The organism is Pseudoalteromonas sp. SCSIO 43095, from assembly GCF_023650455.1.
In the GTDB taxonomy this organism is placed as follows: Bacteria; Pseudomonadota; Gammaproteobacteria; order Enterobacterales; family Alteromonadaceae; genus Pseudoalteromonas; species Pseudoalteromonas tetraodonis.
This window is the reverse complement of record NZ_CP087995.1, coordinates 1,688,491-1,712,968: the sequence shown is the minus strand read 5'-3', so window position 1 is coordinate 1,712,968 and position 24,478 is coordinate 1,688,491. Positions and strand designations below refer to the sequence as shown.

The 24,478-nt window shown below is 40.1% G+C and carries 21 protein-coding genes and 2 pseudogenes; 6 read left to right on the top strand and 17 right to left on the bottom strand.

Annotated elements, in window-relative coordinates:
• Window positions 1-2 precede the first annotated feature (2 nt).
• Window positions 3-635, bottom strand: a complete 633-nt coding sequence (locus tag LOC50_RS08100; RefSeq protein ID WP_036983031.1) for a trimeric intracellular cation channel family protein — start codon at window positions 633-635, stop codon at window positions 3-5.
• A 128-nt stretch (window positions 636-763) separates the two neighbouring features.
• Window positions 764-1,087: pseudogene (locus tag LOC50_RS08095) on the bottom strand (M20/M25/M40 family metallo-hydrolase); the annotation flags it as partial.
• A gap of 65 nt (window positions 1,088-1,152) precedes the next feature.
• Between LOC50_RS08095 and LOC50_RS08090 the strand changes: the two are divergent.
• Window positions 1,153-1,770, top strand: coding sequence for a hypothetical protein (locus LOC50_RS08090; protein WP_250653030.1), 618 nt, complete (start codon window positions 1,153-1,155; stop codon window positions 1,768-1,770).
• A 3-nt stretch (window positions 1,771-1,773) separates the two neighbouring features.
• Here the strand turns inward: LOC50_RS08090 and LOC50_RS08085 are convergent, their stop codons facing one another.
• A complete protein-coding gene (locus tag LOC50_RS08085; protein ID WP_250653029.1) occupies window positions 1,774-3,000 on the bottom strand; it encodes an RNA-guided endonuclease InsQ/TnpB family protein in 1,227 nt (408 codons plus the stop codon).
• A 73-nt stretch (window positions 3,001-3,073) separates the two neighbouring features.
• Here LOC50_RS08085 and tnpA point away from each other — a divergent pair, with 73 nt between their 5' ends.
• Window positions 3,074-3,433 (top strand): IS200/IS605 family transposase, encoded by a 360-nt coding sequence (gene tnpA / locus LOC50_RS08080; protein ID WP_081762908.1) that lies wholly within the window; start codon window positions 3,074-3,076, stop codon window positions 3,431-3,433.
• Window positions 3,434-3,497: 64 nt separating this feature from the next.
• A pseudogene (locus tag LOC50_RS08075) lies at window positions 3,498-3,842 on the top strand (hypothetical protein); the annotation flags it as partial.
• Between the two features lie 48 nt (window positions 3,843-3,890).
• Here LOC50_RS08075 and ttcA read toward each other — a convergent pair.
• The 11 genes from ttcA to ccoN all read right to left on the bottom strand — a co-directional run bounded on the left by ttcA (window position 3,891) and on the right by ccoN (window position 14,173).
• On the bottom strand, window positions 3,891-4,805 hold the full coding sequence (gene ttcA, locus LOC50_RS08070) for a tRNA 2-thiocytidine(32) synthetase TtcA (RefSeq protein ID WP_036983024.1): 915 nt from the start codon (window positions 4,803-4,805) through the stop codon (window positions 3,891-3,893).
• Between the two features lie 92 nt (window positions 4,806-4,897).
• Window positions 4,898-5,824, bottom strand: coding sequence for a universal stress protein UspE (gene uspE / locus LOC50_RS08065; RefSeq protein ID WP_036983022.1), 927 nt, complete (start codon window positions 5,822-5,824; stop codon window positions 4,898-4,900).
• Between the two features lie 375 nt (window positions 5,825-6,199).
• The gene (locus LOC50_RS08060; RefSeq protein WP_036983021.1) at window positions 6,200-6,937 is read right to left on the bottom strand and encodes an FNR family transcription factor; all 738 of its coding nucleotides are present in this window, start codon (window positions 6,935-6,937) and stop codon (window positions 6,200-6,202) included.
• A 42-nt stretch (window positions 6,938-6,979) separates the two neighbouring features.
• Entirely contained in the window at window positions 6,980-7,651 is a 672-nt protein-coding gene (locus LOC50_RS08055) for a sulfite exporter TauE/SafE family protein (RefSeq protein WP_036983020.1), read from the bottom strand.
• Entirely contained in the window at window positions 7,644-7,811 is a 168-nt protein-coding gene (ccoS, locus tag LOC50_RS08050) for a cbb3-type cytochrome oxidase assembly protein CcoS (protein ID WP_008109812.1), read from the bottom strand. Before ccoS ends, LOC50_RS08055 begins: the two co-directional genes overlap by 8 nt.
• Window positions 7,808-10,180, bottom strand: a complete 2,373-nt coding sequence (locus tag LOC50_RS08045; protein WP_036983018.1) for a heavy metal translocating P-type ATPase — start codon at window positions 10,178-10,180, stop codon at window positions 7,808-7,810. The genes ccoS and LOC50_RS08045 overlap by 4 nt, the downstream gene beginning before the upstream one ends.
• Window positions 10,181-10,188: 8 nt before the next feature.
• Entirely contained in the window at window positions 10,189-10,680 is a 492-nt protein-coding gene (locus tag LOC50_RS08040) for a FixH family protein (protein WP_036983017.1), read from the bottom strand.
• Between the two features lie 149 nt (window positions 10,681-10,829).
• A complete protein-coding gene (gene ccoP, locus LOC50_RS08035; RefSeq protein ID WP_036983016.1) occupies window positions 10,830-11,864 on the bottom strand; it encodes a cytochrome-c oxidase, cbb3-type subunit III in 1,035 nt (344 codons plus the stop codon).
• Complete coding sequence (locus LOC50_RS08030; RefSeq protein ID WP_010389598.1) at window positions 11,861-12,046, bottom strand: cbb3-type cytochrome oxidase subunit 3; 186 nt, start codon at window positions 12,044-12,046, stop codon at window positions 11,861-11,863. The genes ccoP and LOC50_RS08030 overlap by 4 nt, the downstream gene beginning before the upstream one ends.
• Window positions 12,047-12,052: 6 nt before the next feature.
• Window positions 12,053-12,727: a cytochrome-c oxidase, cbb3-type subunit II gene (gene ccoO, locus LOC50_RS08025; RefSeq protein WP_036983014.1), complete on the bottom strand. Its 675-nt coding sequence runs from the start codon at window positions 12,725-12,727 to the stop codon at window positions 12,053-12,055.
• Window positions 12,728-12,739: 12 nt separating this feature from the next.
• Entirely contained in the window at window positions 12,740-14,173 is a 1,434-nt protein-coding gene (gene ccoN, locus LOC50_RS08020) for a cytochrome-c oxidase, cbb3-type subunit I (protein ID WP_010389600.1), read from the bottom strand.
• Window positions 14,174-14,510: 337 nt separating this feature from the next.
• Here ccoN and LOC50_RS08015 point away from each other — a divergent pair, with 337 nt between their 5' ends.
• From LOC50_RS08015 to LOC50_RS08005, 3 genes are all read left to right on the top strand, one after another.
• On the top strand, window positions 14,511-14,945 hold the full coding sequence (locus LOC50_RS08015; RefSeq protein ID WP_036983011.1) for a hypothetical protein: 435 nt from the start codon (window positions 14,511-14,513) through the stop codon (window positions 14,943-14,945).
• Between the two features lie 754 nt (window positions 14,946-15,699).
• Window positions 15,700-18,387, top strand: coding sequence for a TonB-dependent receptor (locus LOC50_RS08010; RefSeq protein WP_013464672.1), 2,688 nt, complete (start codon window positions 15,700-15,702; stop codon window positions 18,385-18,387).
• A gap of 107 nt (window positions 18,388-18,494) precedes the next feature.
• Window positions 18,495-19,862, top strand: a complete 1,368-nt coding sequence (locus LOC50_RS08005) for a hypothetical protein (RefSeq protein ID WP_036983009.1) — start codon at window positions 18,495-18,497, stop codon at window positions 19,860-19,862.
• A gap of 23 nt (window positions 19,863-19,885) precedes the next feature.
• On the opposite strand, the gene LOC50_RS08000 is transcribed toward LOC50_RS08005, so the two are convergent.
• From LOC50_RS08000 to mfd, 3 genes are read right to left on the bottom strand one after another with little or no spacing between them, the layout of a single operon-like run.
• Entirely contained in the window at window positions 19,886-20,140 is a 255-nt protein-coding gene (locus tag LOC50_RS08000; protein ID WP_036983007.1) for a lipoprotein, read from the bottom strand.
• Between the two features lie 24 nt (window positions 20,141-20,164).
• Complete coding sequence (locus LOC50_RS07995; RefSeq protein WP_036983004.1) at window positions 20,165-21,001, bottom strand: peptidoglycan binding protein CsiV; 837 nt, start codon at window positions 20,999-21,001, stop codon at window positions 20,165-20,167.
• Window positions 21,001-24,474, bottom strand: coding sequence for a transcription-repair coupling factor (gene mfd / locus LOC50_RS07990; protein ID WP_036983002.1), 3,474 nt, complete (start codon window positions 24,472-24,474; stop codon window positions 21,001-21,003). The genes LOC50_RS07995 and mfd overlap by 1 nt, the downstream gene beginning before the upstream one ends.
• Window positions 24,475-24,478 lie beyond the last annotated feature (4 nt).

The window sequence follows — 24,478 nt, the reverse complement described above, 5'->3', positions numbered from 1 at the left end:
TACTAATCGTTTATTTTTGGTGTTCTTTTTCTAAATAGATTGGGCTGCCAGTCAAAATGGAGCGCGCCCAATCTTAAAAAAACACTGACCAACAGCGAACCAAGAATGCACCATAAATAAGGGGCTTCTAATAAAAATAGCGCTGCATAGGTCAAGCCTCCTGCAAAACAGGCGGTGGAGTAGAGCTCTTCTCGCATCACCAACGGCACTTCTCGACAGATCACGTCGCGTATTAAGCCACCAAATATCCCCGTAGTCATGCCCATTGTAAGTGCAACCATCATGGTGGTGCCTTCAATTAATGCTTTTTCGATACCGACCACATTAAAAATAGCCATACCAATTGCATCAACCAACAACATGTAATAGTTAGACACATCGGGTAAGTGGCTAATAAACATAACAGTGACAAAAATAGCCACATAGGTGACATATAAAAAATCGGGGTTGGCTATCCAAAAAACGGGTTGGTTAAGAAGTATGTCTCTGAGCGTGCCACCGCCAAGCGCAGTGACTGAGCCAACAACCACCACTCCAAATCCGCCAATATCTTTATCATGGCCTAATAACGCACCTGAAATTGCAAAGAATGCCACGCCAATAAGGCTTAAAAAATTAAAATATTCTGCTGTCACTAAGGCGTCCTTTCCAATTTGAGAATTTATAATTAAAGGTAAGCGATTGGGGATTTATATTAGCTGAATAACACTCTCTAATAAAACAAGCACAGGGTTATTAGCCCTGTGTTTGTTATGTTGAGTTGTTATTGTAAGTAGTCAACAACCAGTTGTGATAGTGATTCTACGCCAAGTTGTAAGGCATTTTCGTCAACATAAAACTGAGGTGAATGATTACTTGCTGCTGTTTTAGCGTTTTGATCTTTTGGAGTGACGCCTAAAAAGTAAAACAGCCCGGGGGTTTCAAGCGCATAGTAGCTAAAGTCTTCTGCGCCGGTAATTAAATCGGTGGTAATAATATTGTCAGCACCAGCAATACGGACAAGCGTTGGGGTCATTTTTGGGGTGAGTGCTACATTGTTTACTGTGACAGGGTAGCCGTGATCTATATGCACATCGGCTTTTGCACCCCCCTCTCAATGATAAAAAGCCGATATCGGCACCTCCTGCTCAGCAGCGCACGCTAAGCCAACCTGTGACAAAGGCAACAACAAAAACCAGCTCAGTAATTCAGTCAGCATTTGATGAAGACTTAGCCAAAGCCGCCTCTGTGGTTGCTGATCAGTATCAGAAAAGTTTGGCGTTTCCGCCTTATTCACAACCATTAACGGTATATGATGAGGACAGACTTAAGCCAAATCAGTTCTTTCCTGTTAGCAGCCCAGTGGGTGAGCAAGGCGGGGAGTTAACAGTGAGCTTGTCTAAATATCGGTATGTGTATCCACAAGCTATAGAGCTAACCGTAAGTGCCCCAAATTTAGGTAAGGTGGTATTAACACTCAGTGATACAGACACCAAAAAGTCGCTAAAAACGCAAAGCGGTGTGGCTCGTCAAAACGAGCTGGCAATGATATTTAAAGGTGAAGAAGACTATCCACGTAATTTACAATTATTAGTTGAAGCCGATATCGCGGGTAAAATAGTCCCGGTGGTGGCACAAATACATTATATGCCGCCTAGTGCAACCTTAACTGGTTTTGAAAACGCCCATCCACGTAATGAAAACATGATAGTACCGGCCAATTTAACAGTTGTGAACTACCCATCGACGCCACTCCGTGTCGATCAATGGGCTTCTACAGCCTTGACTTAGAGACTAGGCTGCTTCTTTTTTCTCAGTTCCAACAGCAAACTTCGATAGCTCGAAGACTTTCGTTTTAATGGCTGATTTCTGCTGAGATGTGGGGGTAACCCTTGCGACGATCCCAGCCGCAATCAAATCTAATTCACCTGTTTTTGCTATGCTTTTAGCCGCTGACAAGTCTCGGCTTTGGTAAGTTTCACAAGCCGTACATGTGAAATATCTGTCGTTCAATGTTAAAACATGATGTTGGCCGCATTCAGAACAAACCCCTGTGGATTTTTCAAACCTGTCAATCTCGTGATAGAGTTTACCTTCAAGCTCAGTTTTGTATTTTGAAAGCTGAGTAATTAAGCCCATCATATTGTCGGCAACCATGCTGCCATTGAACTTTTGCATCCCTTTTACGTTTAAATCTTCGAACACTAAAATGTCATTTTCATTGGTTATCTGGCGTGAAATTTTGTGTGCAAAGTCGAGCCTTTGCCGTGAGATTTTGCCGTGTAATTTGTTGATGCGTTGTTTGGTTTTTTGCCAGCGATTTGAACCTTTAGTTCGGCGTGCAAGCTGGCGTTGCAATTGATTTAACTTTGTTTTTGACTGCTTTAAAAACTTGGGGTTATCGACCACAAAACCATCTGAGCCAACAACAGTTTGCTTTGAGTTAATGTCAAAACCTGTGATTGTTTTTAAAACTTGTTTAGCTGTTTTGCACTCAACTTCCTGAGTGATGCTGCATCCCCATTTTCCGTGGTGATACTGGATAGTAACAGTCTTGATTTTACTTGCTAGTTTGCGATGCAAGATAATGGGTATCTTGCCTACCTTTGGGATACTGATAGCGCCATTTTCAATGCGGATACAGTTCGAGTTATTGACCGCTCGAAAACTATCGTTGTGAAGTTTTTTCTTTTTATATGAGATCTTGTGCTTTGGAAAGCGTTGCAAGCGACCTTTAGTAAAAGCATTCTTGAGCGCTAATTCCAGGTCGCGGGCAATTTGTTGAGCTGCCGCAGAATCGAATGCTTTGATCCAGTTAAACTCTTCGAACGTCTTGATATCTTTAAGTAGTGAGGCCATGTCTTTGTAAAACAAAAACGTTTTATCGTGCTCGTATCGACGCATGTTCTCAGACAACAATAAGTTCCAAATGCCACGCGCTGTCGCGCCAAACTCAACGAGTTTAGCTTCTTGCTCTGCCGTAGGATTTAGCCTGTAGTTGTATCTAAGCGTCTTTTTCATATACTGTATAGACTACTGTATGGAAATGAGTTGTCAAGATGGAATATGAACTAAATCTCACTGTAAATATTTAATAGCGCTACATTTAATTCTTGTAGTTAAATATAGAAAACAATTGTTAAAAGGTGATGTAGGTGATTTTGTAAAACAAAAAATCACTGAAATTGCAGAGCGCTCAGAATTTAATATCGAAGAGATGGAGGTGGACAAAGATCATATACACATATTGCTAACGATTTCTCCCAATATCAGCGTTGCGAGTTACGTTAGGAGAATTAAACAATCTACAACGCAAAGTCTATGGTCGAGATTTAAATGGTTTAAAAAGCAATTCTGGGTTAAAAAGACAGTTTGGTCTGACGGATGTTTTGTTTGCTCTGTTGGAAATGCGGCTGCTGATACAATTCGAAAATACATTCAAGAGCAGGGCTGACTATTCCGATTCATCCCATCGACGCCGCTTCGCGTCGAACAATGGGTTTTCTCGGAAAATTTCGATAAAAAGTGGCTTATACCGTTTAAGAGCTAACTTATACAGTGGCACCTCGCCATTAGCACATTTAGTTGCTAAAGCACGTTTAAATGAGGGCAGTCAGCAAATTGACTTTAAAGCGCATTGGTCTGTTTTGCCCAAGCAAACGAATGACTTACGGTTGAGGGACTTTGTTATTGAACGTATGTCGCCAAGCTCAGGTGAGCTTAACAGTTTTGGTGAAAGTGAAATTAGCGAGTTTACTATTGATGATTTTGCTTACGACAGCTTACAACAGTTGCCTTATCAGGCAAACAAACAAGAAATGCAGAGTTTAGAGTTTTTACAAGGATTAGCTGCTGGTCAGTAGCAGCATAGAACAAAGAGAAGGGTTTGCATTACTGCAAACCCTTAAAAATTAGCTTAAATTAATGGTAACCACGTCGGCTTGGTTTGTTTCATTTTGTTCATGATTAACTGGCGCTTTTGGAATATCTGGTTTATCGAGCGCGATATCGCCCCCATCAATAATGTCACCCGTTTGCAAGTTGGTAAAATCAAATAATTGATTATCAGCTAAGTGTGAAGGCACAACGTTTTGCATGGCGGTGAAAATACTCTCTACACGACCTGGGTGCTCTTTATTCCATTGCTCCAGCATATTTTTAGTGTGTTTACGCTGTAAGTTTTCTTGTGAGCCACATAAATTACACGGAATAATAGGGTAGTCTTGGCTGAACGCATATTTGCTTATATCGGCTTCTTTACAATAAGCCAGTGGGCGAATAACCATATGCTCACCGTTATCGCTCATTAGTTTAGCCGGCATACTTTTTAGTTTTCCGCCATAAAACATATTTAAAAACAAGGTTTCTATCATGTCATCGCGGTGATGGCCCAGTGCAATTTTAGTCGCACCTAACTCTTTAGCCGTGCGATATAAAATACCACGGCGCAAGCGAGAGCAAAGCGAGCAGGTTGTTTTACCCTCAGGAATAATATCAGTAACAATACTGTAGGTATCTTCTTCTACAATTTTGTATTCAATATTTAAATTATCAAGATACTCAGGAAGCACATGCTCAGGAAAACCAGGTTGTTTTTGGTCGAGATTTACTGCAAATAAATCAAATTTGATAGGTGCAACACGTTGTAAATGTTGCAACATGTCGAGCATAGTGTAGCTGTCTTTGCCACCCGATAAGCACACCATAATGCGGTCGCCTTCTTCAATCATGTTAAAGTCCATGACAGCTTGACCTGTGAGGCGGCGTAAACGCTTTTGAAGCTTATTTAAGTTGTATTGAGCTTTGGCTTGAGCAGAATGAGACACTACGCCCCCTTATAAATAGTACGGCAAAATTAATTGCTAAAAATAAAGGGACGTATTATATGCCATATGTAATATGGGAGCTACTGCAAACGCTAACTTTCTGCGAGCGGGCTTACGTACCCATCAGGTTTAAGTGCAAGTACATCACAATCAAGGCTGTCAATAACATGCTCAGCAGTGTTGCCTACTAAGGCAGCGCTTAAGCCAGTCCGTCCGACCGTGCCAATAACCACTAATTCGCTGTTTAAGCGTTTTGCAACATCCGGTATCACATCTTCTGGCAATCCCTCTTCAATAAAGCATTGATCAGAGGTTAGGTTAAACTCATTAGCGAGTTCATTGGTTGATTCAATATGATGTTTTTTAACTGATTCGTTATATAACCCTGGGTTAAACTCAGGGATCTCTATGGCTATATTAACCGGTGTAGCAGGGTATGCATTGACTAAGTTAAGTTTAGCATTAGCCAGTTCACATAAAAATTGTGCATCTTTAATTATGCGTTTATTAAGTGACAGGTGCTGATCATTTTCACTGACTGCATTAACAGCCGCTAAAATATTCCCATGTGCTGGCCACGCCATATCTTTTACAAATAATACAGGGGTTGGGCACTTTCTGACTAAGTGCCAGTCTGTTGGCGTGAAAATAACCGCTTTAAGCGCACCATGCTGATGAGTACCTTTGATCACTAGGTCATATTTATCATTAATAACGGTATTAATAATGGCTTCGTAAGGGCGGTTATGCCAAATGACTTGGGTATTAATATTAATGTTTTGATAAGGAGAGACAAGATCTTTTAACCATAGTTCGCGATCTTTTAACACCGCTTTACGCATTGCTTCACGTTCATCACCAGAGAGCATAGTAGTCATTTCGTAAGAGAAATCGTATACCGTCATAAAGGCGGTAATGCTAGCCCCTGATTTTTTGGCTAAATCTATTGATCGCGCGAGGGCATTTTGATCGTCTTTAGTTGGGTCAATAACCGCGATAATACGTTTAATCGTTTCCATTGTGCTACTCCATTCACTTAACAGTTATACCTTGAGTGTAACGCAAATACACAACAGTTAAAGGGGTAGCACTAATATTCTTGTTCTATATCAAGAAATAAAGTTTCTCTAATTTTAAAACTCTTTATCTTGTATAAAAGCATGTACGGCTTTATAAAAATTTAATTATTCTCAGGTTTTATTAAAGTGTTGTCTTCTACAGTGAATCCACTCGTTTTTGCTTTTATATTAAAAAATGAGCCAGACAATTCATTCATCGAGTATTAAAAGTGAATGGTTAATACCTCTACTCAAAGTGTTAGTAGAGATAGAGCATAATTGCAATAATTACGCTCCAATTCAGGGTAGGATTAATTTTAAAATGAGAAGCGATTATTAACGAGGCTTAACAATCGCAGCCGTTTTAGCTAAAGCGTCATTATCTAAAATAGTAATAAATTTACCTTCTACTTTAATTAAGTCGGCTTTTTGAAAACGGCTTAATAAACGGCTGATAGTTTCTACTGTTAAACCTAAGTAGTTACCAATTTCGCCGCGAGTCATAGTAAATCTAAATTCTTTTCGTGAAAAACCACGCTCACCAAAACGCTCTGATAAGTTATAAATAAAGCTAGCAAGACGTTCTTCAGCAGACTTTTTATTAAGTAATAATAGCATTTCTTGATCGTAGGTTATTTCGCTACTCATTAAACGCATTATCTGTTGGCGCAATTTAGGCAGTTTACCGGCTAGTTCGTCAAGAGTTACAAAGGGAATTTCACATACCATTGAGGTTTCTAGTGCTTGAGAAAAACTTTGATGTTGCATTTTATTGATGGCGTCAAAACCAACAAGGTCGCCCGCTAAATGAAAGCCTGTAATTTGTTCATCTCCTTGCTCTGACAAGGTATACGACTTAAACGACCCCGAACGAACTGCATAAATTGCATTTAAAGGTGCGCCCGATTCAAATAAGTAGTCACCCTTGTGTAATGGTTTTTTTCGCTCAATGATCTCATCAAGTTTATCCATTTCTTGGCCATTTAAAGAAAATGGTAAACATAACTGGCTAATACTGCAGTTATTACAGCTAATGGCACAATTACCTTTAGCACGACTTTGAGAAAAATCCATAAGTTCAATCCGTTAAATTTTTATGCACAACGTTTACCAATGTTAATGCACTAGCTTGTCTGTTGCAATGATCAGAAGGTAGATACCATACCAAATGATAACACTGCCTAATATTATTCGCGTCCAAGGGTGATTATAAAGCGTATTGAGCTTTTGTGCAGCCACACCTAAGGTGATCATGGCAGGGAACGTACCTAGGGCAAATGCCAGCATAACCAGAGCACCATTTATGGCAGTGCCACTGGTCATCGCCCATGTGAGCGCAGAATATACTAAGCCGCACGGTAACCAGCCCCATAGCGCGCCATAACCAAGCGCTTTTAGTGGAGAATCAATGGGCATTAAATATTTATTAAGTTTAATTAAGTGCTGCCAAATGAGGGTTTTGCCAAGTTTTTCGAGCCATTGTAATGTCGCGGCTAAGCGCATGATATAAACGCCGACCAGTAACATAAACACGCCCGCTAAAAATGATAAAAACAGCGCAAAGGCCGAGTTTTGTGTGGCAAATTGACTACTAATACCGGCAACAAGGGCACCAGCTAGCATATAACTTAGCGCTCTACCGCTATTATAGGCTAGAGAGTATAACCAAGTTTGGCGCTTGTTACTGGCTAACTGTAATGAGCTGGCAATGCCGCCGCACATAGCAATGCAATGGCCACTGCCAATCAACCCCATTAAAAAAGCACTAACAAAAATCGGGTCAATCATTACTTTTATTATGTTGCTCTTTATCGTCTTCAAACAAAATACTGTGGCCTTGCTTGTTTAAATCAGAGAATTGCTCGCCTTTTACTGCCCAAAAAAACACGCCAATGGCAATTAGTACAAACAAGATAGCGATAGGAACTAAAATATAAATTATGCTCATAACTTTAATAGCCTTAGTGAATTACATATCACAATAATAGAGCTGGCAGACATACCAATTACCGCCATCCAAGGCGCAACTAAACCCATAGCAGCAAGCGGCAATATAGAGCCATTATATAATAAAGAAAGCGCTAGGTTTTGCTTAATTATACGCCGTGTTTGCTTAGCAATCGTCAACAAATGATCAATAGAGACTAAATCACTGTTAAGCAATACAACATCAGCACTGTTTTTAGATATATCGGCACCGGTTTCCATGGCGATAGATAAATGGGCGCTGGCAAAGACTGGGCTGTCGTTTACGCCATCGCCAACCATAGCAACAACTTCACCTTGAGTTGACCAGCGTTCAACTGCGACTTGTTTATCTTTTGGACTACAACTGACTTGTACTGAATCAAGCTTTAATTTTTTAGCCACCTTGGCACCGGCAGCTGAGGCGTCACCTGTTAGCATATGACAACTTAGATTGGCAGCTTTTAACGAGTTAATGAGTTTATCGGCATCTGTTTTTACTTTATCAATAAAGTAAAAGCGTGCAACAGGTTGCTTGTTTATGTAAAGGGTAGCTTGCGCATTGGTTTTTTTGGTATCAAACCAGCCACTTTTACCAATGGCGTAATGCGTATTATCGTATTGAGCACTGATCCCAACCCCGGGATGGAGTTGTACACCGTCAAATTTACGCTGACCTTTAAACTCTTTAAAGGCACTAGCAATAGGATGCTCAGAATAGCTCTCAAGCTGTGCTGCAATATCAAGAATTTGCTCTTTGCTGTAGTTATCATCAAGTATGTCAACAACGTCGAGGCTAAATTTACCTTGCGTAAGCGTACCTGTTTTATCAAAAGCAACTAAAGTAAGCTTTGATAGGGTTTCTAACACATGTGCTTGCTTAATTAATATTCCTTTACGAGTTAAGGTAGCCACAGCACAGGTTAACGCGGTTGGAATAGCTAAACTTAATGCGCACGGGCAGGTGGCCACTAACACCGATATAGTGATCCAAAAAGCAACATCAGGGTCAATTTGATACCAGCCAATGGCGGTTAGAGAGGCAAATACCAGTAATACCGCGACAAACCACTGCGCTACTTTGTCGGTAATTTCTACTAACCGTGGGCGTTTTGTTAGGGCATTATGTTGCAGGCGAATAATTTGATTAAGCAGGGTATTTTGGCCAAGCTTATTGATTTTTATTTCAATAATACCATCATGATTAACCGTGCCCGCATATACGTTATGATCAATATACTTTCGTACTGGCTGATGTTCACCAGTCATCATAGACTCATCAACACTGGTGCTGCCTTTGACTAAGATGCCATCGGCAGGGATAGTTTCGCCTGCTTTTATTAAAACGATATCGTTAAGCTTGAGCTTTTTAGCGGCAATTATGTGCTCTTTGCCGTTTTCATCGAGTGTACGGGCAGTCAGTGGCAGTAGCTTTTGTAAGTTGGCTGTAAATTCACTGGCCTTTAAACGCGCTCTAAATTCTAAGTATTTACCTAATAAGAGTAAAAAGGTAAACATACAAATAGATTCAAAGTAAACTTCACCGACTTCCATTACCGTGGCGTAACAGCTTGCACCATAGGCACCAAAAATCGCCAATGATACCGGTAAATCCATATTCAGTTGTTTTGCTTTTAAGCCGTTAATTGCGTTACTTAGAAAGGGCAGGGCACTGTATAAAATTACGGGCGTTGCAAGGATCAAGCTGATCCATCTAAAGTATTGTTCAAAATTACTGTCCATCCCAGAGAACATGCCAAAGTACATAGCAAAGGCAAACATCATCACTTGCATGGTCATTAAGCCTGCCACGCCGAGGCGGCGAATATACGCTTTGGCTGTTTGTTGTTTTTGCTGGGCTTCTAAATCTGATTGGAATGGATAGGCTTTGTAGCCTATTTCAGCCAGTGAGGTGATTAGCTCACTTAAAGGGGTTGCGCTTTTATCCCATTGGATCATAGCGCGATTTGTTGAGGTGTTTACATCAACGCGCTTTACCGATTTAAGGTTAAGTAATTGCTTTTCAATAAGCCAGGCACAGGCTGCGCAGGTAATGCCCTCAACACTGAGAAGCACCTCAGAGTTGTCGTTATGCGTACTGATAAACTCATCTTGAATATCTTCATTGTCATAGCTTTTAATAAAAGCGAGTTGTTCTGGGACGAGTTGCTCTACTTTACCGGCACTAACAGTGCGATATTTGTAGTAGTCGGTCATCCCTTGGTCAATGATATTTTGTGCAACAGCTTGGCAGCCAATGCAACACATTGGCTCAGCGGTATTGTCTATAACAACATGTGCGCTAAATCCAGCAGGCACACTTTCAAGACAATGAAAGCAATTTTTAGACATACTAAATACTACTTATAGTTAGGAGTCACTAAAACGGTGGCGGTGGTTGGTAAACTAACGTTTTCTTTCATTTTCCAACTGTTATCAACGGGTTCAATAAATACCGAATATGCGCCTGGTTTATAGCTTTCTAATAATGCAGTGAACTCTTGATTAGCATTTGGAGTGAGGGTAGCTTCAAAATCTTGTGCTTTTATAGTTCGGTGAAAAAACGACAATCTTAATGCGTGTATATTACTGGTATCGCCTTTGGTAAATTTAAAGCTTACACGCTTATCTGATACATTTAGGTCGCCATGTAAATACAACGCTTTTGCTTTATCAAACTTAACGAGTTCTAAGTTGATTGCTTTGCCTTTTTTATAGTAATCATCTACAACCATATCTGGGCCGTTACCAATGGCTGTAATAAATAAACTAATGCAGCCAATAATTGCAGCTAAAGGAAAGAAGATTAAAAACCAAGGCCAAAAATTTTTATACCACGGAGTCGGTTGCATAGTCGCTCTAAAATTAATTAATGTGCGGCTATATTATAATAAATAGAATGAAAAGACTAAAAAAAAGCCTCCGAGTGGAGGCTTTTTTGATCTGAATTAATCTACTGAAATAAAAAGATTAAAACTGAAACGTTTTGTTAACTTTATCGTCATTTATCTTGCGATAAGCTGTAAACGTAAGCAGTTAATAGGTGAATTTTATCTTCGCCTAAAATCTCTTTCCATGCAGGCATTACACCAGCACGGCCATGGTTAAGTGTTTCTTCAACAGCGCGTTGAGAGCCACCGTATAACCAAATGTTATCAGTTAAGTTTGGTGCACCAAACGGTAGGTTATGGGCAACTGAACCTTTACCATCTGGACCATGACACGCAGCACACATAGCAAATTTTGCTTTACCTGCATCGGCATCTTTTTGGTTAACAGTACGGCCAGATAGGCTAAGTACGTAAGCCGTCATTTCTTTAACGCCTTGCTCACCTAATGCATCACCCCAAGGTGGCATTGCTGCAACACGACCTAAAAGTAATGTTTCTCTGATCTTGTCAGGAGAACCACCGTACAACCAATCGTTGTCAGTAAGGTTAGGGAAGCCAGTACCACCACGAGCATCAGAGCCATGACATTGTGCACAGTTTTGTGAGAACAAACGTTGACCAATTTCAACAGCGAGTTGGCCTTGCGTTTGCTCATGCGTAGTGCCGTTTTCTAGCGCAACTTGCTGTGCTGCATCACCAGCAAATTTAGACTCTACTAAATCTAGAACAGGTATTTGAGCCAATTCATTAAAAATAGGACCAAAACGTTCTTCAGCAGTGCGGTATTCAGCATCTAGCTTTACAAAACGGCCATCTTCTTTAGCTTCAATGACTGCTTCTTTCGATTCAGTTAAAGAGGTAATACCTTGGTTTGAGCTTGTCCATTTTGCTAAACCTTCCCAGTTACCTAAACCTGGGTAGGCTGCTAAGTAATAAACAGACCACACAAAGGTTGCGAAGAACATGTAAGTCCACCATTTTGGTAGTGGATTGTTTAATTCTTCAATGCCGTCAAACTCATGTCCACAGCTTTCACCTTCTTTTACGCCTACATAGTTTTTTAAGTTCCAAACTAGTAGACCAAAGATAATGATTAAGCATGCAAGGGTTAATACAATAACCCATATACTCCAAAAGCTAGTCATTTCTCAGACCCCTTTTCCTCGTTAGAGAGTGTATTGTTGTGTTTTTTTTCATCTTCAAATATGACATTAGCAGCGTCTTTAAAACGACTTTTACTACGCTTGCTATATGCCCATCCAACAATCACAATAAATAATACTAAAATTACCAGAGTCAAAATGCCTCTGTATGTCCCGTAGTCCATAATAATCTACTTCAAATGTGTGCCAAGTTGTTGCAAATAAGCAATAAGGGCTTGCATTTCTGTTGCACCTTTACCGTCATTCATTGCATCAACTTTAGCAATGTCAGCGATTAATTCCTCGTCACTGCCATAACCTAGACCCTGGTGTTTTGGGTTTTCTGGATTAATAGCAAACGTGTCACGGAAAATTTGTAGTTTTTTCAGAGTCAGACTTGTATCAAGCGTGTTCTCTGCTAACCAAGGGAAACTTGGCATATTAGACTCAGGAACCACGGCACGTGGATCCATTAAGTGCGCATAATGCCAATCATCTGAGTAACGTTTACCTACTCGTGCTAAGTCAGGGCCAGTACGTTTAGAACCCCAAAGGAAAGGGTGATCCCATACTGACTCGCCTGCTACAGAGTAGTGACCGTAACGCTCAACTTCATCACGAAATGGACGGATCATTTGAGAGTGACAGTTAGCACAACCTTCACGCACATAAATGTCGCGACCTTCAAACTCGAGTGCATTTAACGGGCGTAACCCATCCACTGGCTTGGTTGTATCGTCTTGGAACATTAGCGGCGTAATTTCTACTAATGCACCGAAGCTGATTGCGAAAACAGTCAAGATGGCCATGAGGCCAATGTTTTTCTCGATAATTTCGTGTTTGTTTTGTGAATTTTTATTGCTCATTATCTAACTCCGTTATGCTAACTGCGCTTGTTCATCAAGTTCTAACGAGTTATTTTTCGCTGAAACTGTACGATAAACGTTATAAGCCATAACCAGCATACCTGTAACGATGAATACACCGCCTAAGAAACGCATAACATAGAAAGGATGAGAGGCTTCTAACGATTGTACAAAGCTGTACATTAATGTACCGTCAGAGTTAACTGCACGCCACATTAGACCTTGCATTACACCTGAAATCCACATTGCAACAATGTATAAAACAACACCCACTGTGTGTAACCAGAAGTGTGTATTGATTAATTTAATGCTGTACATACGACCTTGCGAGAATAACGCAGGGATAAGGTGGTAAATAGCACCGATAGAAATCATCGCAACCCAACCTAATGCACCTGAGTGAACGTGACCTACAGTCCAATCTGTGTAGTGCGATAACGCATTAACAGATTTAATTGCCATCATCGGGCCTTCAAACGTCGACATACCGTAGAAAGACAATGAAACCACTAAGAAACGTAAAACAGGGTCAGTACGTAGCTTATGCCATGCACCTGAGAGCGTCATAATTCCGTTGATCATACCACCCCAAGACGGTACGAATAAGATAATAGACATCACCATACCTAAGCTTTGCGTCCAATCAGGAAGCGCAGTGTAGTGAAGGTGGTGAGGACCTGCCCAAATGTAAAGAGAAATAAGTGCCCAAAAGTGAACAACCGACAAACGGTATGAGTAAACAGGGCGACCCGCTTGCTTTGGTACAAAGTAATACATCATACCTAAGAAGCCAGCAGTAAGAAGGAAGCCTACTGCGTTGTGGCCATACCACCACTGAACCATTGCATCTACGGCACCTGCATAGATTGAATATGATTTAGTCAATGAAACTGGGACTGCCATGCTGTTAACAATATGTAGAACAGCAACAGTAATAATGAAACCAGCATAGAACCAGTTAGCTACATAAATATGCGCTACTTTGCGTTTTGCAATAGTGCCCATAAATACAACAGCGTACGTTACCCAAACAACAGCAATTAAGATATCGATAGGCCACTCAAGTTCTGCATACTCTTTAGAACTTGAAATACCCATAGGTAAAGTAATTGCTGCTAGAACAATCACTAACTGCCAACCCCAAAAGGTGAAGGCGGCTAATTTATCTGAAAGAAGGCGCGTTTGACATGTACGTTGTACGACGTAATAAGACGTCGCAAAAAGTGCACTTGTACCAAATGCGAAAATTACTGCGTTCGTGTGTAACGGACGAAGTCGAGAGTAAGTTAACCATGGTGTGTCAAAGTTAAGAGCTGGCCAAGCTAATTGGGCAGCTATCAGAACCCCAATACCCATGCCAACGATGCCCCAAATCACTGTCATAATAGCGAATTGGCGTACAACTTTATAATTGTACTCAGTTTGTGATGCTACTGTTTGGCTCATTTTCTGGCTTCCGCTGCAATAAATGCGTTTAGAAATGAATTACCTACTTGTAAAAGTAGGACCTACTATTATTCCAAAGTATACTATCTAAAACCCACAATATATGGTTGTTACAGATAATAATCTCGAGAATTACTTGTTTTTTTTGCAGTTGAAATGATAAATTTTTTGGCTTTAAAAAGATAGGCCAATTGCGTAATAATATGACATCAATCAAACTTTATTAAGTTGCTGTCTATTTTTTGAGGTGATTTGTACTTTACTAACTCATTAAAACCGATAATCAACCAACGTGCCCAAATGTTGGACTAATACATTAGATACTTTGAGAACCTGCATGTATATATATAGAGTATGTTTACTTTCTTTTTTACTATTCTTACTAGGTTGTGACTTTTCTGGATCAACATCAACATCAGCATCAAAAGTAAATCAATCACAAACAGAGTGTAAAAATAACAACCCGTGTATTTTTCCAAATCAAGTTAAAGTTTGGCTAAACGAAGAAACCCTATCACCAGAGACACCGTTTTCAATTTACACTCAGTTACCGACTGGTGTAACAATAACAGCGGCTAAATTGGAGGGGGTAACTATGTATATGGGTTACATTCCCGTACAATTTAGAAATCAGGGCAGCGTTTGGGTAGCTAATACTATGGTAGGGATTTGCTCGGAAAAAAACATGGTGTGGAAGCTTATTCTTACTACTGTCGATACAAACACTGGCATAAGTGAAAATGTTGAATATTTTTTTAACGTTACCTATTAAAGGCTTTCTACTCAGGCGTGGTTTTTAACTGCGCCATTCCCGTAAAATTATAGCGGCAAAACCAAATGCCTCACATTTAATAGTTATTTGCAATTAAAGTACATCTGATAAAATAACCATTCTTAATAAAGCTTTACATACCTATTTACCTTCCAAGTTTATAACTTAAGCTCTGCTTGGCTTACTTTTTCAATTGTGCTCATACGTGCAATAAAGCACCTATATCATTTGTATGTAGATTTATCTAATGGACCCACTTTAATAGCCGTTTTTAGTTTGATTGGCAGCCCGTCTTAAACCTTCAATACACATAGAATTTGCATGATTAAAACTTATAACAAAAAAATTCAGACTAAATAAACAATCTACTTGCATAAATATGGTTAGTAATTAACACCTAGTTTTACCGTTTTAATAACGAGCTGTGATTAACATGTTAATTTTCCTGTTTAGGGCACATTAATGTAATAATTACATTTGATTACAAACTCTACTCATTTGATTTCAGCTGTGTTTTTTATGTGATTGCTTGGTCTTTAATTATTGATTATAAAGTGTTTTTATTAATTAACAATGAAACATACTGTAACCTTTGTTCCTTTCGCGGGACGTCTTAATTTTTATTGATTGTACCGTGATCGCTCATTAAGTTTTCATTCAGTTAAAGACGCCTAAGTTGCTCCCGCTCACTCAAAATTCTCATAAAAGTGAGCATTACCAATTTAGGTAAATTTCCAACAAGTAGGGTTCATCCATGAAAAAATCAACTCTTGGTTTAGCTGTAATTGCAGCAATCCCAATGTTCTCAAGTGTTCAAGTTTTAGCTGCAGACGAAGCAGCAAAGTCAATTGAAAAAATTCAAGTAACGGGTTCTCGTATTAAGCGTTCAGATATGGAAACGGCTAGCCCAGTTACACTTATCGGTGCCGATGAAATTAAAGCATCAGGTGCAACATCTGTAGATAGCGTATTACAACAAATGACGGCTACGGGTGGTGCAATGACAAACCCTGGCGTTAATAATGGCTCTGGCGGTGGTGCATCTATAGATTTACGTGGTTTAGGTTCACAACGTACTTTAGTACTTGTTAATGGTCGTCGTATGATCAATTCAGGTACTGGTGCGGCTTCAACGGTTGATTTAAATACTATTCCAGTATCAATGATCAAACAAATTGAAGTACTTAAAGACGGTGCTTCTGCAGTATACGGCACAGATGCTGTAGCTGGTGTTGTAAATATTATCCTTAAAAATGACTTTGAAGGTTTAGATTTAAACGTCAACACAGCCATGACTTCAAAACATGATGCGTCAGAAACATCAATCGACTTTACCTTAGGTACAACATTTGACAAAGGTAATATGGTTTTTGGTATTCAATACACTGATCGTGGTGAAGCAAGTCAAGGTGATCGTGGTTTCTCATCATGTCCTTTATTTGAAGGCGAAAATGGACTTTTCTGTGGCGGTTCTTCATTCAGCGAAGGCGGCCATATTTACAATGTTAATACAGCTAATATCATCAACGATAAAGGTGAAATCGAGAAGCAGGGTGTTGCTGACGATGCTGGTTTAAGTGGCCTTGGCGGTAACTTACACCGCTATACCGATGAAAACGATGCATACAACTATGCGTCTAAAAGCTACCTATACACACCTATGGAACGCTTAAACATCACAGGTTTAGGTAATTATGAACTAAATGATGACACAATGCTTTTCAGCGAGTTTACCTATACTAAGCGCTGGTCAGAGCAAAAGTTAGCACCACAGCCTATCAACTTTGGCTTTAAATATACCGAAGATATGGGTGACAGCTTACTGTCACAAACTTATGATAAGCGACAAGTCGTTAACGGTGCATTTGTAAAAGATGCTAATGATAATTACGTTACAACACCGACTAATTACGCCTATGGTGATGAAATAAGCTACCGTCGTCGCATGGCTGAAAGTGGTACTCGTGACTTATCGCAAACAGTTGATACTGTTCGTGTTGTTGTGGGTGCTGAAGGTATTATTGGTGATTATTCATGGGATGCATCAGCAAACTTTGGTCGCAATGATTCTGTTGATAAAATGAGTAATCTGCACAACGTTTCTGCAATCACAGAAGACTTAGCTGCAGGTACATTTAAGCCCTTAAATGAGGCATCTTGGTCACAAGAAAACATTCAAGATTATATATACACAGAGCAAAACTCAGGTGGAAGCCAGTTATTTATTTTGGCAGCCTCATTATCTGGTGAAATGTTTGAGTTACCTGCAGGTTATGCTGCATTTGCAGCGGGTGTAGAGCGTCGCCAAGAAAAGGCATGGTATAACCCTGATTCAATTGCTGCTCAAGGTCTAGGTAACGATCCACGTGTAGATCCAACAAGTGGTGGGTTTGATGTGAATGAGGCTTATGTTGAGTTTGCATTACCCTTACTATCTGAGCTTCCATTTGCAGAATATGTTGAATTAAGTGCGGCAATCCGCGCGTTTGATTACAGCACTTTTGGTTCTGATGAAACATGGAAACTTGGTTTTACTTGGAAAGCAAATGATGAATTGATGTTCCGTGGCGTACGTTCAACCGCATTCCGTGCTCCAACGGTAGATGAGCTTTACTCAGGTAATGCGCCATCTTATGAGCAAGTAAAATACCCAGGTGCTGATAGCCAGGCAGAAGTAACTGTGGGCGGTAATCAAAATCTAACACCAGAAGAAGCTGATACTTTAACGTTTGGTGTGGTGTACGAACCACAATGGTTTGAAGGTTTCTCAATGACCGTAGATTACTACGACATTGAAATCGAAAATGCTATTTCAACATACAACAACCAATTCGTTGTTGATCAATGTATTGGTAATTCAAACAGCAGTTCAAACGAACTTTGTGCAAGCACAGGTGCAATTTTACAAGCTGATGGTCGAATTGTGTTCAATAATCAGCTTCGTAATATTGGTTCTGAAAAAACATCTGGCATTGACTTAAATCTGAAGTATTCATTTGATGCATTAGGCCTAAGCTGGAGAGCTGGCCTTGATACAACATATTTAGATGAATACGTTGTTGATACGGGTGCTGTTGTAGATTACGCTGGTTACATTACGGGTGGCGCTGGTAGTTACGCAGATATCAAATCAAACTTTAACTTAACAGTTAAAGGAGATAACTGGGATGCAACTTATGAAGCACGCTACATTGCTGGCCTAGATAGCTTCGCATGTATTGATGGTGAGACATGTTATGCACCTTCAACGCCTTCAGTTGTGTACCATGACATTAGTGGATCTTACTTAATTAATGATACAGTGACATTGTCTGCAGGTGTTAATAACTTATTTGATAAAGAGCCACCGTATTACTCAGGTAATAACGATTCAAACACTGACCCGTACACGTTTGATACGTTAGGTCGTCGTTTATTCGCTGGCGTAAACGTTAAATTCTAATTTTAATTCATTAGAACTATTAAAAGGCCTAGTTTTTACTAGGCCTTTTTTGTTGAACAAAATTAAAGAGGCACGTAAACTCAGGCAGATAACCAAAGGAGGCATCATTGTTAAAGCAAGACGAAAATTTATCGTTTGTTATTGAACCGCAATTATCACCGCGTGCAGAGCAGCGTCTCGATCTTTATTTTTCTATCCCAAATGAAATGGGTATTAACGCGCAAACACTCAGCGAAGAGTCTTACTTTAATAACCAATTTAAATCTTTTGTAGCCTATAACGCGAATAACATTCATCTTCCATTGGTACGAAGCCGCTTTGTGAGTAAAAACAAAGGCGAACAGCAAGATTACCGACAAAATTTAAATCTATATTGTTATCAAGTGCGTCTGGCAATTGATGCTGATATTAAAGATGCGTTAAAAATTCAAGAAAGCGATGAGTTTTATCAACGAGCCATGGAGCTTTGCGAGCAAAGCCAAAGCCTACTTAGAAAACTCAGACGTTACACCCCAGATAACGAAAAGCTGATCCCGTTTTATACCAATGCTGATAACTACCTAAGCTGGCAAATTGAACAAACGTTTTTAAAGCTACTTGATGAAGGCCCGCGTAGTAGCGATTACGCTAAAGAGCGAAATGACTTATTAAACTTTTGTAAGTCAGAGAGTGAGTATCGAGAAGAGCAGCAATATAATTCTGATTCAACACTTAAAGACGCCAACAGAATTACTAATAAGATGCGTTTACTCCAGCGTTTAATAGAGCATGGAGTGATTTTACAGCGCCAAACACGCTATCTTAATAGCTATTTAAAGCGGTTAGTAAAAGGCTCTGTAACAGCTGTTATAATGGCTTTTGTGATGGTGGTAATACTCAATGCGCGTTCTACCTTTACTGAAATAACCGCTTCATTAATTCTAATTTTAGGGGTTATTTACGGGCTGAGAGAAATATTTAAAGAAGATATTACCCGTATTATTTGGCGTGCTATTGTGCGAGGGCGGCCAAAATGGCGCTTTATTTTTAAAAACAGTATCACAAAAGATAAAGTGGCGAGTCAGTTTATTTGGTTAGAGTACACGCGCTTTAAAAAAATCCCTAAAGAAGTGAGGAAGATTTTTTCTAAGCGTCGTCAGCAAAACAAACAAGCGGCACAATGGTTGCACTTTGCTAGTGAAACCCGGGTAAGTGCCAAAGAATTTTTGCCGGGCTACGATAGCTTACAACAAACATTGCAATTTAATCTTGCACCATTTGCACGTTATTTAAAAAAGGGGGAAGGGAAGCTCTACCATTTAGAAAACAATAAAATTTCTAAACAGGGAGTAGAAAGGCGCTATCAGTTAAACATGGTGTTGGTTCTAACCGAACCGGATAAAACACTCTATCAGCGTTACAAAATAACCTTAAACCGCAGTAAAATAGTCAACATAGAGCTTATTTACACCAGCGATGTAAAAAAAGAGGAATAACATACGTTATTCCTTTGTTGTCTTTATTTATCCGTTAGCCCTTTTTTGCTGTATAGCGTTACTTTGTCTGATACTAAGGTAATTTCGATATTTTTAGCGTCATTACCCCAAGTACAACTAGTATGCAGTGTTTTTTCTACACAATTATCAGCACTGCCTAAAAGAGCTTCAACTTCTGTTTTGTCCATACCGATTTTAATCTTTTCATAATTTTCTAAGTTTACTTTTGAACAAGCAGCAAGACTCAGTGCCGCTGCAATAATAAGTAATTTTTTCATTGTTATTTTCCTTGAATAATACCGTTAATGATTAAATTTTCGAATTTGCACAATCATCCCCATACGAGGGTGATCAAAATAATGAATGTCTTCACTGAACACTCGCCTAAACTGTGAAAAGCGGGCTGATTCTAGCTCACCATTGTCACGTTTTTCACTTATATCAAAGTGTGCATTAATAAATAAGTAATGGCGCAAGTGTATTTTAAATAGCCCATCTAACTCCCATTTCATGTCAGAAGATTGAGCTTCGTCAAATAGTGGTTCAGGCGTATTTATTAAGCTAATAAAGTCGGAATTAGCGTAACTAAAACCGGTGTTCATATTGTTTTTTAATTGGCTGCCTGCAAACAAATGAATGCTAGGCGAGCGTGACTTGCTCGCACCCTCAAATCGCCACCCGGTATGCAATAAAGGAGTTAGTCCTTTGCGGTCTAAAGCTTGGCGTTGTGATTGAAACTGCAATTGCTCAGGGGCTAACAGGTAAGTTTGCTCCATCGTCTCTTGGGCAGGTGCTTGAGGTATTACTGGTAACACATCGTAACTTTTTACATAATCAATGCTGTCGTTACACGCTGCTGACTGAGGATTTGAGTTGACTAAAGTGTCAGCAAAGGTACGTTTTTGAAAACGCGGATCGCCATTTATACACGCGTCCATTGCTTGTTTTTTATAAACAGGGCTTAGTAAATCTAAGGTGTTTTTATCTTCTATGGCGTCGTGCTTTAAGCTAAAGTCTTCTTGTAGGTATGGAGCAGGGCGTTGTTTAAATATCAACACTTCTACTTCAAACCAACGCTCTGCAAATGCAGTACTACTAAACAAGCAGCATAAAACAACCAGCGATTTTTTCAGCAACATTAATGGCTAACCTTTTTTTCGAAATCTGCAATCATAGCAGTGATCATTTTTAAGCGTTCACGGGCATTCGCCTCGCTAATGGCAAAGCGTAATTTATTTGCGCCATCCATCTTATAAATATGTGGCGCACTTTGTATCAAACCAATAATGAAGCTAGGATTAACCTTGGTATTTTGACTAAACTCAAAGTAGCCTCCTTTCGGGTTAGCTTCTATTTTGGTTATGCCCAAATTGCTCGCCTGCATTTTTAGTTGTTGTAAACTAAATAGGTTTTTAGCTGCATCAGGTAATAAACCAAAGCGGTCTATTAATTCAACTTGCAGCTCATCAATATCAGCAAGGTTAGCACAACTTGCTACTCGCTTGTACATACCTAAACGCGCGTTAACATCATGAATATAATCATCTGGTAACAAAGCAGGTAGCTTTAAGTCTACTTCTGTTTGTTTTTGTAATAGATTTTCAAGAGTTGGCTCTTGACCATTTTTAAGTGCGTTAACGGCCTGTTCAAGCATTTCCATATACAAATTAAAACCAATGGTCTGCATTTGTCCAGATTGATCATCTCCTAATAGCTCACCGGCACCACGAATTTCTAAATCGTGGGTTGCCAAGGCAAAGCCCGCGCCTAAATCTTCTAATGAGGCAATGGCATCCAAACGCTTTTTCGCATCTTTAGAGAGCGCTTTAGGGTTACCTGTAAGTAAATAAGCATAGGCTTGGTGATGGCTTCTACCAACACGCCCGCGTAATTGATGCAGCTGAGCAAGACCGAGTTTATCGGCTCTGTCCATAATAATGGTATTTGCTGTGGGTACATCAATGCCGGTTTCAATAATCGTAGTACATACCAGTACATTGTATTTTTGATGATAAAAATCGGTCATAATCTGCTCAAGCTCTTGCTCTCGCATTTGCCCGTGGGCTGAGGTAACTGTTGCCTCAGGCACCCATTCGCTAATTTCTTGAGCAACACGCTCAATGGTTTCTACATTGTTGTGTAAAAAGTACACCTGGCCGCCGCGTTTAATCTCACGTAAAACCGCTTCGCGAATAAGCTCTTCGTCGCGTTGGCGCACAAAAGTTTTAACAGCTAAGCGTTTAGCCGGTGGGGTAGCAATAATAGATAAATCGCGCATACCACTCATGGCCATATTTAAAGTACGGGGGATAGGGGTTGCGGTCAGGGTGAGTATGTCAACATCCGCTCTCAGGGCTTTAATTTTTTCTTTTTGGCGCACCCCAAATCGGTGTTCTTCATCAACAATTAACAGGCCTAAGTCTTTAAAATTGATGTCTTGTTGAATTAGTTTATGCGTGCCAATAACCACATCAAGCTTGCCATTACTCATTTTTTCAAGGGTTTCTTTTTGCTCTTTGGTCGAATTAAAACGCGACAGCACACCCACTTCAATTGGAAAATCAGCAAAGCGGTCTTTAAAGTTATCGTAGTGTTGTTGAGCAAGTAGGGTGGTAGGGACTAAAATAGCAACTTGCTTATTATCGTTAACCGCGACAAACGCTGCACGCATTGCTACTTCGGTTTTACCAAAGCCTACATCACCACAGACTAAGCGATCCATGGCTTGTTTTGATTGCATATCACCCAGTACAGCTTCAATAGCGTTACGTTGATCATCCGTTTCTTCAAACGGGAAGCTATCACTAAATTGACGATAAGCTTGGCCATCAAGCGTAAATTTATTACCCGGCTTTGCTTGGCGCTGAGCGTAAATATCGAGCAATTCAGCAGCGACATCACGTACTTTTTCAGCGGCGCGTTTTTTTGCCTTATCCCACGCATCAGAGCCGAGCTTGTGCAGTGGGGCACTAGCTTCTTCACCGCCAGAGTAACGGCTAAGCATATGAAGCGCTGATACCGGCACATAGAGCTTTGCTTCACCGGCATAAATAATGGTTACAAATTCAGTAACCACACCGGCGGCATCAATTGTTTGCAGTCCTTGATAACGGCCAACACCATGGTCAAGGTGCACAACCGGTTGGCCTTCTTTTAACTCTGCTAAGTTACGAATTAGCGCATCTTGGCTTGCTTCATACTTGTGCTTACGGCGTCTGCGTTGTGATACTTTAATTCCAAGCAATTCTTGCTCAGTAATAATGCTCAGGCTAGGTCTTGTGCTAAGCACAACACTTTGTTCCAGTGGGCTTACAATTAAACCAACGTCACTACTGCTGTTGATAAATTGCTCAAAAGTATCAAATTCTTTAAATTTTAAGCCGCTGGGTTTTAATATACTCAGTAATGATTCACGTCGACCATCCGACTCAACACTAATGACAACTCGGCCTTTTTTCTTTTTTTGCTCTGCCACATAGCTAATGAATGCGTTGTAGGGTTCATGTTGTTTATGATCAATGCGGACATTGGGTAATTCATTAACGGCAAGGTTTTTATTGCCGGCTTTAGTGCCCAATTTTGCTTGCGATAAACGAATGCGGCCATAATTACCTAAGTTTGAAAATAGCTCATTGATTGGCTGGTACAATTCATCCGGTGGTAAAAGTGGGCGCAAGGGGTCCACACGGCGGTTTTCATAGCGTACATTAACATCGTGCCAAAAATTATCCGCCGCATGTTCTAAATCGCCTAATTGCATCACGGTCGTTGATTCAGGCAAATAGTCAAAAATAGTCGCCAAGCCATCAAAAAATAATGGCATGTAGTATTCAATACCTCCAGGCCAATTACCTTTACTAACTTGCATATAGACAGAGTCTTGCTCTGCGCTTGCGCCAAACTTTTCACGATAGTTTATTCTAAAGCGTTCAATATCTGTGTCGTTAGTGGGGAATTCATGGGCAGGAAGTAACTCAATTTTTTCAACTTTTTCGTCTGAGCGTTGTGTTTCCACATCAAATAAGCGAATGGTATCAAGCTCGTCATCAAAAAAATCGAGCCTAAATGGGTGTTTACTGCCCATCGGGTATAAATCAACAATAGAGCCACGTATTGCATATTCGCCATGCTCCATAACTTGTTGCACGTGCATGTAACCCGCTTGCTCTAAGTTTTCACGTAAAGCGTGGGTGTCTAATCTATCGCCCACTTTAAAATTAAGCGTTGAACCGTATATAAACGAAGCAGGGGCCGTGCGCAGCATCAGCGTTGATACAGGCATAATGAGCACGCTTTGTTGCTCGTTTTTCAGGGTATTAAGCGTTGCTAAGCGCGCGGAAATAATATCTTGATGGGGAGAAAAATGATCGTAAGGCAATGTCTCCCAATCCGGAAATATCATTACCGGGTTATCCGGAAGCAAATACTCTAATTCGGTTTCAAGGCGCAAAGCACTTGGTGTATCTGGCGTAACTATTAACACTAAGTTATCTTGTTGTTTTACACCTTGTGCAATGGCAATGCTCAAGCCACTGCCTAAAAGCTCGCCCCATTGAATTTTATCTTTTTGAGATTTTACCCAAGGCAAGGCTGCCCATTGCTCAAACGCCATTAAT

Coding starts and splice junctions, on each gene's coding strand:
- LOC50_RS08085 (WP_250653029.1), bottom strand. CDS start 3,000: ATGAAAAAGACGCTTAGATACAACTACAGGCTAAATCCTACGGCAGAG.
- uspE (WP_036983022.1), bottom strand. CDS start 5,824: ATGGAAACGATTAAACGTATTATCGCGGTTATTGACCCAACTAAAGAC.
- LOC50_RS08060 (WP_036983021.1), bottom strand. CDS start 6,937: ATGGATTTTTCTCAAAGTCGTGCTAAAGGTAATTGTGCCATTAGCTGT.
- LOC50_RS08055 (WP_036983020.1), bottom strand. CDS start 7,651: ATGATTGACCCGATTTTTGTTAGTGCTTTTTTAATGGGGTTGATTGGC.
- ccoS (WP_008109812.1), bottom strand. CDS start 7,811: ATGAGCATAATTTATATTTTAGTTCCTATCGCTATCTTGTTTGTACTA.
- LOC50_RS08045 (WP_036983018.1), bottom strand. CDS start 10,180: ATGTCTAAAAATTGCTTTCATTGTCTTGAAAGTGTGCCTGCTGGATTT.
- LOC50_RS08040 (WP_036983017.1), bottom strand. CDS start 10,680: ATGCAACCGACTCCGTGGTATAAAAATTTTTGGCCTTGGTTTTTAATC.
- ccoP (WP_036983016.1), bottom strand. CDS start 11,864: ATGACTAGCTTTTGGAGTATATGGGTTATTGTATTAACCCTTGCATGC.
- LOC50_RS08030 (WP_010389598.1), bottom strand. CDS start 12,046: ATGGACTACGGGACATACAGAGGCATTTTGACTCTGGTAATTTTAGTA.
- ccoO (WP_036983014.1), bottom strand. CDS start 12,727: ATGAGCAATAAAAATTCACAAAACAAACACGAAATTATCGAGAAAAAC.
- ccoN (WP_010389600.1), bottom strand. CDS start 14,173: ATGAGCCAAACAGTAGCATCACAAACTGAGTACAATTATAAAGTTGTA.
- LOC50_RS08015 (WP_036983011.1), top strand. CDS start 14,511: ATGTATATATATAGAGTATGTTTACTTTCTTTTTTACTATTCTTACTA.
- LOC50_RS08010 (WP_013464672.1), top strand. CDS start 15,700: ATGAAAAAATCAACTCTTGGTTTAGCTGTAATTGCAGCAATCCCAATG.
- LOC50_RS08000 (WP_036983007.1), bottom strand. CDS start 20,140: ATGAAAAAATTACTTATTATTGCAGCGGCACTGAGTCTTGCTGCTTGT.
- LOC50_RS07995 (WP_036983004.1), bottom strand. CDS start 21,001: ATGTTGCTGAAAAAATCGCTGGTTGTTTTATGCTGCTTGTTTAGTAGT.
- mfd (WP_036983002.1), bottom strand. CDS start 24,474: ATGGCGTTTGAGCAATGGGCAGCCTTGCCTTGGGTAAAATCTCAAAAA.